Consider the following 15,289-nt stretch of genomic DNA (forward strand, 5'->3'; position numbering starts at 1 on the left):
GTCGCCGACAACCCCGGCATCTCGTACAACCCGTTGTTCCTGTACGGTGGCGTGGGCCTCGGCAAGACCCACCTGATCCACGCGATCGGCAATCAGTTGCTGATGGACAAACCCGGCGCGCGGATTCGCTACATCCACGCGGAACAATATGTGTCCGACGTCGTGAAGGCGTACCAGCGCAAGGCGTTCGACGACTTCAAGCGCTACTACCACTCGCTCGACCTGCTGCTGATCGACGATATTCAGTTCTTCTCGGGCAAGTCGCGCACGCAAGAGGAATTCTTCTACGCGTTCGAGGCGCTGGTCGCGAACAAGGCGCAGGTGATCATCACGAGCGACACGTATCCGAAGGAAATTTCGGGTATCGACGATCGCCTGATCTCGCGCTTCGACTCCGGCCTGACGGTGGCGATCGAGCCGCCCGAACTCGAAATGCGCGTCGCGATTCTGATGCGCAAGGCGCAATCGGAATTCGTGAGCCTGAACGAGGACGTCGCGTTCTTCGTCGCGAAGCATCTGCGTTCGAACGTGCGCGAGCTCGAAGGCGCGCTGCGCAAGATCCTCGCGTATTCGAAGTTCCACGGCCGCGAAATCACGATCGAACTGACCAAGGAAGCGCTGAAAGATCTGCTGACGGTGCAGAACCGGCAGATTTCAGTGGAAAACATCCAGAAGACGGTCGCCGACTTTTACAGCATCAAGGTCGCGGACATGTATTCGAAGAAGCGTCCGGCGAACATCGCGCGGCCGCGGCAGATCGCGATGTATCTGGCGAAGGAATTGACGCAGAAGAGTCTGCCGGAAATCGGCGAGCTGTTCGGCGGCCGCGACCACACGACGGTGCTGCACGCGGTGCGTAAGATCGCCGACGAGCGCAGCAAGGACGCGCAGCTGAATCACGAACTGCACGTGCTGGAGCAGACGCTGAAGGGCTAAACGGGCTGGCTGCGCCCACGACTATGAACCGCCGCGGGCGCGGAGTGAAATGCGAATGTGGATTGGTAGCGGCTGCAAGTGGGCCGCGCCAGCAACGGAAGCAGGGAAACGTGGAAGCGGGGCATCGAACGAGCAACCGGCGCCCATCTGCCGGACCCGGACGGGATAACGACAGGAGCGCAACGGCAAGCAGCCGGAGAGTGGCGTAAAAGCGCGGGGAAAAGTGCGACGAGGATACGGCTTGACCTGCCCGACCTGGCGCAATAGGCCGCCCGCGAACCGGCCGCGCAGCGCAGCGGCGCAACAAACCGCGAGCGACCGAGACCCCGCTCCGCAAAATCGACCTGTTTATTCCCAGACTCGCCCCCAATTTAGTGAGGCGGTCCCGTTTTCAGGCACAATACAGGTTTAACCGCCCGGCGGCCGCGGGCGGATTTCACGCCGTGACGGGCGCTTGCGTGGCGCCGGCGGGGAGCTGCGGCTGCACGCTGGAAAGCTTGTCCTGCAAGGCGTGCAGGCCGTTATATCAACGAAGGAACCCTATGCAACTGGTCAAGACCGAACGCGATAACCTCCTCAGGCCGCTGCAAACCGTGAGCGGCATCGTCGAACGCCGCCATACGTTGCCGATCCTCGCCAATTTGCTGATCACCAAGAACGGTCCCGACGTATCGTTCCTGTCGACCGACCTCGAGTTGCAGATCACCACGCGCGCCGACTTCGGCGTGGGCGGCGATTCGGTTGCGACCACGGTGGCGGCGCGCAAGCTCCTCGACATTCTGCGCGCGATGCCCGATGGCCAGGTCACGCTGACGTTGAACGACAAGCGCCTGACAGTGCAATCCGGCAAGAGCCGCTTTGCGCTGCAAACGCTCGCCGCGGACGAGTTCCCGACCGTCGCTCAGGCTAAAGACTACGGCGCGAGCCTCGTGGTTCCGCAAAAGACGTTTCGCCAGCTGCTCGGCATGGTCCATTTCTCGATGGCCCAGCAGGACATCCGCTACTACCTGAACGGCATGCTGCTGGTGGTGGACGGCGATCAGCTGATGGCGGTCGCGACGGACGGGCACCGTCTCGCGTTTTCGTCGATGAAGATCGAAGGCTCGTTCGCGCGCCAGGAAGTAATCATTCCGCGCAAGACGATTCTCGAATTGCAGCGCCTGCTCGAAGACATCGACGACACGCTGAAGATCGACATCGCGCAGACGCAGGTCAAGTTCACGTTCGGCCAGGTCGAACTCGTGTCGAAGCTCGTGGAAGGCAAGTTCCCCGACTTCCAGCGCGTGATTCCGAAGTCGCACAAGAACAAATTCCAGATTGGCCGTGAAGAACTGCAGCGCTCTCTGCAACGCGCGGCGATTCTGACGTCGGATAAGTTCAAGGGCGTGCGCTGCATCGTCGAGCCGGGCCAGTTGAAGATCATGTCGACCAACGCCGATCAGGAAGAGGCGCAGGAAGAACTGGAAATCGCGTACGACGGCGACAGCGTAGATATCGGGTTCAACGTCACGTATCTGCTCGACGTGCTCGCGAACCTGAAGGTCGACATGTTGCAGGTGAGCCTGGGTGATGCCAGCTCCAGCGCGTTGATCACGATTCCCGAGAACGACGAATTCAAGTACGTGGTGATGCCGATGCGCATCTGACGCGTCCAACATCAAGAAGAACACCAAGGGGCGCAGCGCCCCTTTGGCGTTTTTATGGCGTTTTGAAAAGTCCAGAGCAGCAACCTTGCAGTAACGCAGAACCGGAAAAAATCCATGACTGAAACGAACAATACGCAGCCCGATAACAGCTACGGCGCCTCGTCAATCCAGATCCTCGAAGGTCTGGAAGCCGTGCGCAAGCGGCCTGGGATGTACATCGGGGATACATCGGATGGCACCGGTTTGCACCACCTCGTGTTCGAAGTGCTCGACAACTCTATCGACGAAGCGCTCGCCGGGCATTGCAACGACATCCAGGTGATCATTCACGCGGACAACTCGATCTCGATCACCGACAACGGCCGCGGCGTGCCGACCGGCCTGAAGATGGACGACAAGCACGATCCGAAGCGCAGCGCCGCTGAAATCGTGATGACCGAGTTGCACGCCGGCGGCAAGTTCGACCAGAACAGCTACAAGGTGTCGGGCGGCCTGCACGGCGTGGGCGTGTCGTGCGTGAACGCGCTTTCCGCGTGGCTGCGTCTGACCGTGCGCCGCGACGGCAAGAAGCACTTCATGGAATTCCACCGTGGCGTGCCGCAGAACCGCATGCTCGAAGAAATCGACGGCGTGACCACGTCGCCGATGCAGGTGGTCGGCGACACCGAAAACCGCGGTACCGAAGTGCATTTCATGGCCGACGAGACGATTTTCGGCAACGTCGAATATCACTACGACATTCTCGCGAAGCGGATTCGCGAGCTTTCGTTCCTCAATAACGGCGTGCGGATTCGTTTGCTGGATCAGCGCTCGGGCAAGGAAGAAGATTTTGCGTTCGTCGGCGGCGTGAAGGGCTTTGTCGAGTACATCAACAAGAACAAGTCCGTGCTGCATCCGAACATCTTCCACATCATTGGCGAGAAGGAGGGTGTGGGCGTCGAAGTGGCGATGCAGTGGAACGACAGCTACAACGAAAACGTGCTGTGCTTCACGAACAACATTCCGCAGCGCGACGGCGGCACGCACCTTACCGGTTTGCGTGCGGCGATGACGCGCGTGCTGAACAAGTACATCGCCGATCACGAAGTCGCGAAGAAGGCGAAGGTCGAAACGTCGGGCGACGACATGCGTGAAGGGCTATCGTGCGTGCTGTCGGTGAAGGTGCCGGAGCCGAAGTTCAGCTCGCAGACGAAGGACAAGCTGGTGTCGTCGGAAGTGCGCGCGCCGGTGGAAGATGTGGTCGCGAAGGCGCTCGAGGAATTCCTCCTTGAGACGCCGGGCGACGCGAAGATCATCTGCGGCAAGATCGTCGATGCGGCGCGTGCGCGCGATGCGGCGCGCAAGGCGCGTGAGATGACGCGCCGCAAGGGCGTGCTCGATGGCGTTGGTTTGCCCGGGAAGCTCGCGGATTGCCAGGAGAAGGATCCGGCGAAGTCGGAGATCTATATCGTCGAGGGTGACTCGGCGGGCGGGTCGGCGAAGCAGGGGCGTGACCGCAAGTTTCAGGCTATCTTGCCGCTGCGCGGTAAGGTGCTGAACGTCGAGAAGGCACGTTACGACAAGCTGCTTTCTTCCGAGCAGATCGTTACGCTGATTACCGCGCTTGGGTGCGGGATCGGCAAGGAAGACTACAACCTCGAGAAGCTGCGTTATCACCGCATCATCATCATGACCGATGCTGACGTCGATGGTGCGCACATCCGGACGCTGTTGTTGACGTTCTTCTATCGGCAGATGCCTGAGATGATCGAGCGAGGTTATATCTATATCGCACAGCCGCCGCTGTACAAGATCAAGGCGGGGAAGGACGAGCGGTATCTGAAGGATGAGTCGGAAGTGAATGCTCATATTCTTCGGCTCGCGCTGCAGGGATCGGAGTTGGTGGCTTCTGAAGGTGCGACGCCGATTACCGGGGATGCGTTGGGTGAGTTGGCTCGGGCTTATCTGTTGGCGCAGGCGGTGGTTGATCGTTTGAGCCGCTTGTATGACGCTGGTGCGCTCGAGGCCGTGATGGATGGCGTCGTTATCGATCTAACCAGCGAGCAGGCGGCCGAGGCTTCGGCTCGCGCCCTCGAAGCGAAGCTGCGGGATGATGCGCTGAAGCCTGATGTCACCGTAACCACGATGTATGACCCCGTGCGAGAACTGCGCTCGCTGCGCGTCGCGCGGACGCATCATGGGAATCAGAAGATTTCCGTTATCGATGAAGAGTTTCAGTTGACCGCGGATTATCAGCAACTGGTGACTACCGCTAATACGTTTAAGGGGCTGATTGGCTCTGGCGCTGTGATCAAGCGTGGGGAGCGGAGTATGGCTGTCACCGACTTCAAGAGTGCGATGAAGTGGCTGCTTGCTGATGCCGAGCGGAATATGTCCAAGCAGCGCTATAAAGGCCTCGGTGAGATGAATCCTGAGCAGCTTTGGGAAACGACTATGGATCCGCAAGTGCGCCGTCTTCTGAGAGTGCAGATCGAGGATGCTATTGCTGCTGATGGGATCTTTACTACGCTGATGGGGGATGATGTCGAGCCGCGGAGGGCGTTCATCGAGTCTAATGCGCTTAGGGCGGGGAATATCGACGTTTAAAGGTGTAGGTTGTCAGAGATAGTGAAAAAATTCTCACTGAGATGAAAATTATTTCTCAGTGTTTGTGAAAATCTAGAGCAATGCTATAGCCCGGTCGACGAGCCACGTCTTCCGGGCTATTTTATTTTTTCGAGGCCAAAAACCTTACCCCGAGACGACCGGGGAACTGTAATTCAATAAATGTTGTACATTGCGCTAGTGAAAATGATTGCGCGATAAAAAATGAAATTTTCCTGGAATTGCAAAGCGTTGCGAATTAAACTCAAGGCGACCGGTTCGCAGCAGAAAATACTGCAATAGTTATTAATCGCAGGCCGGCAATCAATAAAATAACGTCTTCATTGCAAAAAGATGCTAATTTTAAGCAGCACTGTGCTCGCCCATCGATTTTGACGGGCACGAATAAAAGGAGGTCTGAATGTAAAAACGGAGCAAACCCCCTATTGGAAGCTCGCCCCGCTGGTGGGAGCTGACGCTACCCGATCTGGACAATCGAAGTATCGTCAATCCCCCGCCTCCGGTCAAGTTTTTGCGCCCAATTTTTTCTGATCTCGCAAGTTGAGAGGGTTTAATGCGCTCTTTTAATTTGCAAGCGGAGTGAATCATGCAAAACAAACCGCATGCCACCGTCACGCCGACGGCTAGGCAGGGGAGTCATCACATCCCCGCACGACAAGTCGTCCGGCCTACCGGTGGGATCTTCCGCGGCCGTTTTCCTTCCCGAAAATCAGGCAGAACCGTCGCGTTCGAGTCATTGATCGAGCGTGATGCATTGTTTCTTTTCGAATTTTCTCGCGGCGTCGTCAGTTATCGCGAACAACCATACTCGATTTATTACTCGTCCGAAGAAAAAACGCGGAAGTACACGCCAGACTTTGAGCTTACTCTGGCCAGCGGCGCTTTGCTCCTCATTGAGATCAAACCAGAAGAAAAGGCGCTTGCGCCAGACGAAGAAAGCCGGCTGCGACACATTGGGGAACATTTTTCCGAACTCGGCGTGCCGTTTCGCGTTCTGACGGACACTCAGATTCGTAGCGGCACACTCCTGTCTAATCTGAACACGTTATTCCCCTACCTAAGCAAACCGTTGTCCGGCTTGCAACGAAGGCTGGCTGTTGCACCACTCTTCGATGAGAAATTGCTGACGGTTGGACGTGCGAGCGCGCGTCTCGGTTCCACCGCAGCCGTTTGGCAGTTCCTTGCTCAAGATCTGCTGACCTGTGATCTGCGTCAGCCGTTGAGCGAATCGACTGCCTTGTCCATTCAAACCCGCGAGCCGAACGATGAAGAACTATATTTTTAAGGTTGGGGTGTCCATCGAAGTGGATGACCAAGTTCATAGGATCGTGCATCTCACGGCCGAAGGACTAGTGCACCTGACAGCGGCGGTCACCGGCGCAATAACCGTGACGTCGACAACGGAGCTGCAGAGGCAATATCAATCTGGTCGGCTGCGCTTTCTGGACGAGACAACGAACGTCGGCGAGCCGGTGTTCTCACGACTGGGGCGCCCGCTATCAACCTTCCCAGACCTCGTCCAAGGGAAGGCACTTCGGAAAAGAAAGTACTTGGACATGTTGCTTGCGCGGGGGCCGATAGTCTCGACGGCAACTGTACTAGCTCCGCTCATTAAGGAATGTGCGAGGGAACTGAACGACCCGCATCCGCCCAGTCCTATCAGCGTCTACAGATGGGCTCGCAGCATCTCACGAGCAGGTGGCGACAACCGGGCATTGATCGATCGATTCGATCGCAGAGGGGGTGGGAGCAGGTTACCCCTTCCCAGCCTGAACTTGCTGCAACAATCGATCGACTCGATATACATGGCGCGGGAACGAGGCTCCGTGACTGATGTGTATGCTGACCTCCGTTACCGGGTAGATCGCGAAAATGAATTTCGCAGCGAGAGCGAGAAGGTTCCGATGCCGAGTCTTGCCACGGTATATCGGGCGATCTGTTCCCTCGATTCGTTTGATGTAACGGCGGCCCGCCGTGGAAAGCGCATCGCGAAGATCAAGTTTCGTACAAGTGGCCTCGGGGTCCATGTTGAACAGATCCTTGAGCGTGTCGAGATCGATCACTCGCCTCTGGACCTCTTTGTGATCGACGAGAGGACAAATTTACCCTTGGGGCGTCCGACAGTGACCATCGCACTTGATCGGTATTCAAGGATGCCGGTCGGTATGCACGTTGGATTTCAGGGCCCGTCAGTCCATGCTGTCCTGCGGTGCCTGAGGCACGCCATAGTGCCAAAGGCTGATCTTCGAGATCGCTATCCGGATCTTCAAAACGACTGGCCGTGTCACGGCAAGATCCGTGAACTTGTCTGTGACAATGGGCAGGAATTTCACAGCGACGAGCTCAAGAAGGTTGCGTTCGAACTCGGCATGATCGTGACGTTTTGCCCAAAACGTCAACCATGGTTCAAAGGCGCAGTTGAGCGCTTCCTGAAGACATTGTGTTGATTTTCACGGAGTCTTAACCCACCGTTTTCATCTAAATTTGACCCACCTCGAGACAGCGTAGTACATCTATTCCGGTGTGGATAACTCTTCGTTTCCAGCCGGTTTTGCTGCCCTTTTTCTCGTTGCCTTCGCTTTGGCAGAACTGGTCCTGAAGCGCCACGATTCGTTGCCAGTCTCGACGATGTGGCAATGATGCGTAACCCGGTCCAGCAGCGCTGTCGTCATCTTTGCATCCCCGAACACCGTTGCCCACTCGCCGAAGCTGAGATTGGTGGTGATCGCGACACTCGTATGCTCGTACAGCTTTGACAGCAGGTGGAACAGCAATGCGCCACCGGTCTGGCTGAACGGCAGATAGCCAAGTTCATCGAGAATCACCAGATCGACGTACATCAGCTTGTGTGCGATCTGGCCTTGTTTGCCCGCCGATTTCTCCTGCTCCAGGGCGTTGGTCAGCTCGACAGTTGAGAAGTAACGCACACGCTTGCCGTGGCGCTGTACGGCCTCGATTCCGATTGCCGAGGCAAGGTGCGTCTTGCCAGTGCCCGGCGAACCCACTACACACTGCCCATCATCATTGCGATGATGTGATCATCCGCTATCCGTTTCACCCTCGCTGCGGTGAACGGATAACCGTCATCGGGATGAACAATTACCGGGGCGAGTCGTATCTGACTATCAGGCAGCCCGATGGCACTCTGACGCATCTTCCGCCGTGGATGGCAGGCGAGGATGCTGCCCGCATGTCTGTCGTCGTCCAGCCGGAGTTGCCTCATGCGGTGCTGATCGAACTTCTGCGCCTGGTCGACACGGCGTTATCGTGCTTTGCGGCGGTAACACCTGAGGGAGGCAAAGATGCGCAACCAGATGACGAGGCAGAAGGATCTGTTCGAGGAAACTGTGCCGGAGGCGTTAGTATCAGAGGAGATGCAAGCCGAGCTGGTGACGCAACTGGCGCTGCTGATGTTCGCGTTGATCGACGTCATCGAAGCGGAGGCGCGTGATGAGCAAGATCGGCGCTGAACACCTTTCCCGTCGTGCATACGTGTACGTCCGTCAGTCAACGCTGGATCAGGTCCACCACAATCGCGAGAGCCAGTTGCGCCAATACGGGCTTGCCGATCGCGCACGCGGACTTGGCTGGCCAGATGCGACGGTTATCGATGACGACCTGGGTCGCTCCGGCTCTGGCAATCATCGTCCCGGATTCGAGCGCCTATTGGTGGCACTGTGCAGCGGCGAAGTGGGTGCCGTATTCTGCATCGAAGCCTCGCGTCTTGCGCGCAATGGTCGTGACTGGCACACGCTTCTGGAATTCTGCCGTCTTGTAGGATGCCTGCTGATTGACGAAGATGGAATTTACGATCCGAGACAGCCTAACGATCGCCTCCTGTTAGGCATGAAGGGCACGCTTTCCGAGATGGAGCTTTCGACGTTTCGCCAACGCTCACAGGCGGCTCTTGATCAGAAAGCCAAACGCGGTGAACTGTTCACGTCGGTGCCAATCGGTTATGTGCGTGCACAAGGAAATCGTATCGAGAAGGATCCTGATACCCGCGTCCGGGAAGCGCTCGATCTGGCGTTCCGGAAGTTTCGCGAGTTTGGTAGCGTCAGGCAGGTCCTCCTATGGATTCGACAGGAATGCATTGAGCTACCCGCGGTGAACTACGGCCCGGACGGTCGCCACATTGTATGGAAGCTTCCCGTCTATAACACCCTTCTGCACATCCTGACGAATCCGACTTATGGCGGCGCATACGCGTTTGGCAAGACCCGGACTATTGCTCGCATTGTGAACGGACGCAAGCGAGTGTTTGCGGGCAACCCCCTTCAGCGCGAGGAATGGCAGGCCTTGATCATCGAGCACCACGCGGGCTACATTAGCTGGGACGAGTACGAGGCGAACCGCAAATTGATTACCAATAACGCGAACATGAAGGGCAGCATGGTCCGCGGCGCTGTCAAGCGCGGGAGCTCGCTTCTGGCGGGACTGCTTCGTTGCGGTCACTGCGGGCGCAAGCTGCACGTTGCGTATTCCGGCACCAAAGGCACCGTCGCGCGGTACAACTGTCAGGGCAGCATGATCAATCATGGTGGCCCTCGCTGCATTTCGTTTGGTGCGGTTCGTGTTGATCAACGCGTTACTGAAGAAGTTTTGCGCCAACTTCAACCGTTAGGTATTCGTGCATCACTCGAGGCCATTGAACGTACACGAACAGAGCAGGACGAACGCGTGCGGCACAAGGAGCTGGCACTTGAACAGGCGCGGTATGAAGCTGCGCGAGCACGTCGGCAATACGATGCGATTGATCCTGAGAACCGGCTGGTTGCGGCGGAACTTGAGCGACGGTGGAATGAAACGCTGAAGACGCAGGTGCAAATACAGACCGAACTCGACCTCCTGCGCGAACAGTCATCGAGGGCGCTGAGTGCGGGCGCGCGTGATGAACTTCTGCGACTCGGTGAAGACCTGCCCCGGCTATGGCACCACCCGGCCAGTTCGGTCGAGATCAAGAAACGCATTCTTAGGACGGTCGTCAAGGAGATCGTTGCCACAAAGCAGGACGACACGATTCGTGCACTCGTGCATTGGCAAGGAGGCGATCACACCGAGATCGTGTTCGAGAAGAACCACACAGGTGAGCATCGCTGGGCCACCGATGTCGCAACGATAGACATCGTTCGCGCGTTGGCGAGAACGTTGGCAGATCAAGGCGTAGCGGCGGTCATCAATCGACTAGGCAAACGGACGGCGAAGGGCCACACCTGGACCGCCGCGCGAATCTGCACGCTGCGGAAGGACCATCGAATCCCTGCATATCGCGAAGGCGAACGGCAGGAGCGCCGCGAACTGACGGTTACAGAAGTAGCCACCCTGCTGGGTATCAGTGCGCCAACCGTCATCCGCCTGATTCGAGTCGGGAGGTTGCCGGCGTCACAGGCTTGTCTGGGTGCGCCATGGATCATCCAGCAGGTGGACGTCGACAATTATCTGGAGCGACGAGCTGCGGACCGTCCGCAATCAGATAACTCAAATCAATTATCCATTGATCTTCAATGACATAGGGAGGTGAGCATTATGTCTCGTGCCCGGGGCCGCCGATGAACACGACGTTGTGTGCGCTTGCGAGAAACGACAGTTCGCTGAGTTCACGAATCAGCGCTTCATCAACTTGTGCCTGTGCGAAGTCGAAGCCTTTCAGGTCGCGGTGAGCCGGGAAGCGTGCGGCGGTCATCTGGTAAGCGATCGAGCGGACCTGCCGTTCGGCGGTTTCCGCCATCAACAGCTGCTTCATGAAGCGCTCCGGCTCGAAGTCAGTGTGACGCGCCTGTGCCAGTAGCTCCGGCCAGGTACTCGCCATGCCGTGCAGTTTGAGGCCCTTGAGCTGGGCAATGATGTCGTTAGACATGACGATCCTCCGGTGGGTTGGCGCGTAGCGTCTCGTAGCGATTCACGTCAGCCGCCGGTTCTTCCTTGAGCTGGAGTTTCGTGGTGGCGAGACTGGCACTCGTGACAGGCGCCTTCAGCCGGCTCAGCACGTTCAGGACATGCTCCCCACTGGGGCGCCCTGAATCCAGCGCAGCCTGCACAGCGAGCAGCACAGCATCGAGTCCGTGTTCGCGCACCGCGGCGAGCACCTGCGTCATGATGCGATCGCCGCCCGGGTGTTTGAGCAGGTGCCGCTGCAATAGCTGCAGCGGTTGCGGCATCGTGATGAAGGGCGCACCGTTGCGCAGTGCGCCGGGTTTGCGCTCGACCAGCGTGATGTAGTGTCGCCAGTCGTAAAAGGTCATGTGCCGCTCGAAGCTGCGTTCGTGGCGGGCGATCTCGTGCGCGTCGGCGACGACGCTGAGATACGCCGGATAGCAGCGCACGCTCACCAGCTGGTTCGTGTACTCGGTAGGCACGCTGTAGCGGTTGCGCTGGACGTGGATCAGGCTGGTCGACGAAACCCGCAGGGTCTGCTCGACGTAGCCGTCGAACGGCCGTGGGTTGGGCATCAGCCGGGTGCGCTCGTCCTGCAACACGTCCTCGACTGTCAGCTCGGGCCATTGCGGGTGCCGCATGTGCCAGGCTTCGCGACACTGGCCGGCGACCCATTCGTTCAGAATCTCCAGCGTCTCCCAGCGCCGTAGCGCCGCTTCGTGCCAGATCTGCCGTCGGCGGTCCTGAACATTCTTTTCGACGATGCCTTTCTCCCAGCCTGCCGCCCGGTTGCAGAACTCTGGCTCGAACAGATAGTGGCTGCACATCGCTTCGAAGCGTGCGTTGACCGCGCGCTCCTTGCCGCGGCCAACCTTGTCCACGGCGGTCTTCATGTTGTCGTAGATGCCGCGCCTGGGCACACCGCCGAATGCGGCGAATGCGCGGGCGTGCGCGTCGAACAGCATCTCGTGACTCTGGGTGGGATAGGCGACGAGCCAGAACGCGCGGCTGGCGTTGAGTTTGACGTGGGCAACCTCGAGGCGCCGCCGCAGCCCGCCGATGAAGGCGTATTCGCAGCTCCAGTCGAACTGGAAGGCTTCGCCGGGCTCGAAGGCGAGCGGCACGTAGGCCTTTCTGCGCGGCGCTTCGGCCTGTTCCTCATGCCAGCGCCTCACGAACGCGCTGACGCGGCCGTAGCTGCCCGCGTAACCCTCGCCGCGGATCGCCTCGAACATGAATCGCGCGGTGCGCCGGTCGCGCTTCGGGCGATGACTGTCCGCCCGCAGCCAGCCCGTCAGCTGTGCGGCCCACTCGTCAACAACGCTCGGACTGACGCGCTTTGGATACTTCGGCTCGACAGAATCGGTCTGCCGCAGCCAGCTGCGCACCGTGTTTCGGGACAGGCCCGTACGCCTCGCAATCTCGCGCAGCGGGACCTGCTCGCGGAAATACATCCGCCTGATCTTGGCCAATATGCCCACCGTGATCACCTCTGTATCCCCTGCTCAAAGATTGAGCAGGACATTCAATCACGTGGGTCAAAATTCGATGAAAATTACGCCCCTTAGTGGGTCAATTCTGCGTGAACATCAACAGGTTCTTATCTGCTTGTATTTTCTCGATTCGACCACGGGGGCCGGTATCCTGCGCGAAGGCAGGATGTTGCAAACTGGCACTGACAACGGCTCGGGGATGAATCCAAGAGTGACGCCGGTCATGTAACACTCCCGTTTGGCCAGACGCGTTCGGCAAGATATTTCGGCAGGCTGGCCAGTCCTTCCGCGCGCAGAAGGTTGATGAAGTTCTCATCGGCGAACAGTTGCCTCAACGCACCGACGACAAACAGCAACCGCTGTTGTGTGAATTCGGCCTTCCTGACCATGGATTTCTGACGTTCTACCTCGCGCTCATACGTGCGTACGAGACTCGATGTCGTGACGGCAGCGGACTTTCTGGTCATATTGCGCGCAGTGCTTCTCCCAAGCGCTTTTCTGCGTTCGATGACACGGCGAGCGTTCATTAGTTGTTTGCCCCACAATTTGCCCGACTCGTAGGCCTCCTGGAGTGCGGCCTGTATTTCAGCGTCGTCGTCGCCGGCGCCGACAATCGTGAGGGCGGCGTTCAGGGGAACGAGGCCTTTCTCCACCGCAACCACGAGTCTCTCTTCCCCTTGATGCAGCAGCGTCAGGATGCCGTGAACGTAAGTCTGTGTGAGCCCCGTTTTTTCGGCGATGACCTTCGGTGCATACCCCTGCTGCTGCAATTGCCGGATGCCGGCGAGCCGTTCGATGGGACGACACTGTCTGCGCGCAATGTTTTCAGTCAGACTCATGACGAACGCGTCCTCATCGCTGACGCTCACGACGAGCGCGGGAATAGTCGTTTCCCCGAGCGTGCGGAACGCCTTCAATCGCCCCTCGCCGCACACGAGCAGATATTTTTCTATGCCGCCTGCCGTGGCTCGCGGCGTAACCACAATAGGCTTTTTGAGACCGATGGCCTTGATGTTGTCGACGATTTCCTTGAAAACCCGACTGTTCCGTTCCCTCGGATTGATGACCTCAATCTGATTGACGGGGACCATACGGATTTCTCCGGTCTGCTGTCGCGAATTCACGCTACTCTCCTGAGACGGGCGCGTTCAGCCATGCCATAGAGGTAGTCCAGCGTATCGAAGCGATAGCTCTCAAACTCGATGGGGTTCTGGTCTGCCAGCTGAATGCGAGGTTGGCAAAAATCCAGATGTGGCAGCAGGTAGTAGTCCAGCGTCGATGCGTTCGTCTGGTCGAGCCGTACCGCAACAGTGATGTCCGGCAGAAGGCTCGTATCAAAACGCACCTTCCAGTGGTTGCGGCCGTTGTCATGCGCCTGGCAGCGCGCGAGCACGATGCAGGCCGTGAACTCGTCATTGACCGTCAGCAGGTCGGTTGCCGGGTCGCGTATCACCGTGCCACCCAAATCCGCGATTTTCGTCTCTGTCTGCGCGACGATTTCTGGATGCAGTTGCCGCAGGAAGCGGTTGGTTTCGATGTAACGATAATCCCGGCCCGGCGTAAAACCCACGGTCTGGTAGGCGCGAATCAGGCTGCCGAAGCGGTATACGTAAACAGACGTAGATGGCATGCCATCCGTTTCGTCAATCACGACGCCGGACAGAAACCCGCGACTTCGGTACAGGTTGCGCAGCCGCTCGATTAGCTCCTCATCTGAATAGCGACGCGCTCGTGCTCTCATGATGCCCTGGGCGGTGTAGAACGTCTCGCTCGGCACAATGGCCTGAAATGCGCCTTCCTTTCGAATCCACATGTCTGGTGTGTTGGTCACGCGCATTTTCTTCAGCTTGAACGACACACGGTTGTACACGTTGTTGCCGATGTATTTCTCGTTGGTCAATACCTCCCGTACCGTGGCTCGAGTCCATTCCCGGTCGAGGTCAGTCCGCACGCGCATGCCGTTCAGACGCGCTGCAATTTCGTATTCATCGAGCGACCCGTCGATAAACCAGTCGTAAATCAGGTTGACGGTTCGGACTTCGCTTTCCGGTCCCGGCATGAGAATTACCCGGTCTGTCTGCAGGCTCTTATGTTCGCCCCGGCGCAATTCTGCTTTCATGAGACCGTGGTCGTCGACCAATACGCGGCGTAGTCCATAGCCAGCCGGGCCTCCTTGCCGGAAACCCATCTCAATCAGACGACACTGGCCGGCGAACACCTTCGCCGACAGCTCCCGGCTGTATTCGCCGGCCATGGCCCGCTTCACCCCTTTCACGATAGTCGAGACAGGCGACCCGTCGTTCTCGAACTGCTCGGCGCAGTACGCCACCTGGATGCCAGCGCGGCGGCAGATGTACTCGTAATACGCGCTCTCGTCGGCATCCTGGAATCGCCCCCAGCGACTCACGTCGTAGACGAGGATTACGGTGAAGTCAGCGTTGCCATTGACCACATCGGATATGAGATTTTGCAGTGCCTGCCGACCGTCGATTCGAAGGCCGCTTTTGCCCTCATCGGCGTATGTGCGGACGATTTCGAATCCGCGCCGGGCTGCGTAATCTCGAATCCGGTCGCGCTGATTCTCGGTCGAATACTGCTGATGCTCGGTCGACATGCGGACGTACTCCGCTGCGCGCCCGGCAGGCGAATTGGCCACGACTGGTGCATCCGCGTTATTGAATGACATGCTCCACCCCGCAACTCAAACACGGAAACGCGACAGCCACCGGGCGCAAG

At 58.3% G+C, this 15,289-nt stretch carries 10 protein-coding genes and 3 pseudogenes; 7 read left to right on the forward strand and 6 right to left on the reverse strand.

The window, feature by feature from the left end:
- The 5 genes from dnaA to L0U84_RS00025 all read left to right on the forward strand — a co-directional run.
- On the forward strand, window positions 1-936 hold a 936-nt coding region (gene dnaA / locus L0U84_RS00005), incomplete at its 5' end, for a chromosomal replication initiator protein DnaA (RefSeq protein ID WP_233799567.1).
- A 542-nt stretch (window positions 937-1,478) separates the two neighbouring features.
- Window positions 1,479-2,582 carry a DNA polymerase III subunit beta gene (dnaN, locus tag L0U84_RS00010; protein ID WP_129956695.1) on the forward strand — a complete coding sequence of 368 codons (1,104 nt, stop codon included), beginning with the start codon at window positions 1,479-1,481 and terminating at the stop codon, window positions 2,580-2,582.
- Between the two features lie 114 nt (window positions 2,583-2,696).
- On the forward strand, window positions 2,697-5,168 hold the full coding sequence (gene gyrB / locus L0U84_RS00015; RefSeq protein WP_233845954.1) for a DNA topoisomerase (ATP-hydrolyzing) subunit B: 2,472 nt from the start codon (window positions 2,697-2,699) through the stop codon (window positions 5,166-5,168).
- Between the two features lie 604 nt (window positions 5,169-5,772).
- A complete protein-coding gene (locus L0U84_RS00020; RefSeq protein ID WP_233845956.1) occupies window positions 5,773-6,471 on the forward strand; it encodes a TnsA endonuclease N-terminal domain-containing protein in 699 nt (232 codons plus the stop codon).
- A complete protein-coding gene (locus L0U84_RS00025) occupies window positions 6,452-7,633 on the forward strand; it encodes an integrase catalytic domain-containing protein (RefSeq protein ID WP_233845958.1) in 1,182 nt (393 codons plus the stop codon). Before L0U84_RS00020 ends, L0U84_RS00025 begins: the two co-directional genes overlap by 20 nt.
- Before the next feature lie 66 nt (window positions 7,634-7,699).
- On the opposite strand, the pseudogene L0U84_RS00030 reads toward L0U84_RS00025, so the two are convergent.
- Window positions 7,700-8,194: pseudogene (locus L0U84_RS00030) on the reverse strand (ATP-binding protein); the annotation flags it as partial.
- Window positions 8,195-8,488: 294 nt separating this feature from the next.
- On the opposite strand from L0U84_RS00030, the gene L0U84_RS00035 reads away from it, so the two are divergent.
- Together L0U84_RS00035 and L0U84_RS00040 are read left to right on the forward strand one after the other, a co-directional pair.
- Complete coding sequence (locus tag L0U84_RS00035; protein ID WP_011493047.1) at window positions 8,489-8,656, forward strand: hypothetical protein; 168 nt, start codon at window positions 8,489-8,491, stop codon at window positions 8,654-8,656.
- Window positions 8,637-10,694 (forward strand): recombinase family protein, encoded by a 2,058-nt coding sequence (locus L0U84_RS00040; RefSeq protein ID WP_233845960.1) that lies wholly within the window; start codon window positions 8,637-8,639, stop codon window positions 10,692-10,694. Before L0U84_RS00035 ends, L0U84_RS00040 begins: the two co-directional genes overlap by 20 nt.
- Window positions 10,695-10,722: 28 nt before the next feature.
- On the opposite strand, the pseudogene L0U84_RS00045 reads toward L0U84_RS00040, so the two are convergent.
- The 5 genes and pseudogenes from L0U84_RS00045 to L0U84_RS00065 form a co-directional block, all read right to left on the reverse strand.
- Window positions 10,723-11,043, reverse strand: a pseudogene (locus tag L0U84_RS00045) (ATP-binding protein); the annotation flags it as partial.
- Window positions 11,036-12,514, reverse strand: coding sequence for an IS21 family transposase (gene istA, locus L0U84_RS00050; RefSeq protein WP_267939715.1), 1,479 nt, complete (start codon window positions 12,512-12,514; stop codon window positions 11,036-11,038). The gene istA and the pseudogene L0U84_RS00045, both read right to left, overlap by 8 nt.
- A 141-nt stretch (window positions 12,515-12,655) precedes the next feature.
- Window positions 12,656-12,778, reverse strand: a pseudogene (locus L0U84_RS00055) (plasmid partitioning protein RepB C-terminal domain-containing protein); the annotation flags it as partial.
- Window positions 12,775-13,644 (reverse strand): ParB/RepB/Spo0J family partition protein, encoded by an 870-nt coding sequence (locus L0U84_RS00060; protein WP_267939716.1) that lies wholly within the window; start codon window positions 13,642-13,644, stop codon window positions 12,775-12,777. The gene L0U84_RS00060 and the pseudogene L0U84_RS00055, both read right to left, overlap by 4 nt.
- A 29-nt stretch (window positions 13,645-13,673) precedes the next feature.
- A complete protein-coding gene (locus L0U84_RS00065) occupies window positions 13,674-15,239 on the reverse strand; it encodes a recombinase family protein (protein WP_233845966.1) in 1,566 nt (521 codons plus the stop codon).
- Window positions 15,240-15,289: the final 50 nt, after the last annotated feature.

The organism is Paraburkholderia sp. HD33-4 (assembly GCF_021390635.1).
GTDB lineage: Bacteria > Pseudomonadota > Gammaproteobacteria > Burkholderiales > Burkholderiaceae > Paraburkholderia.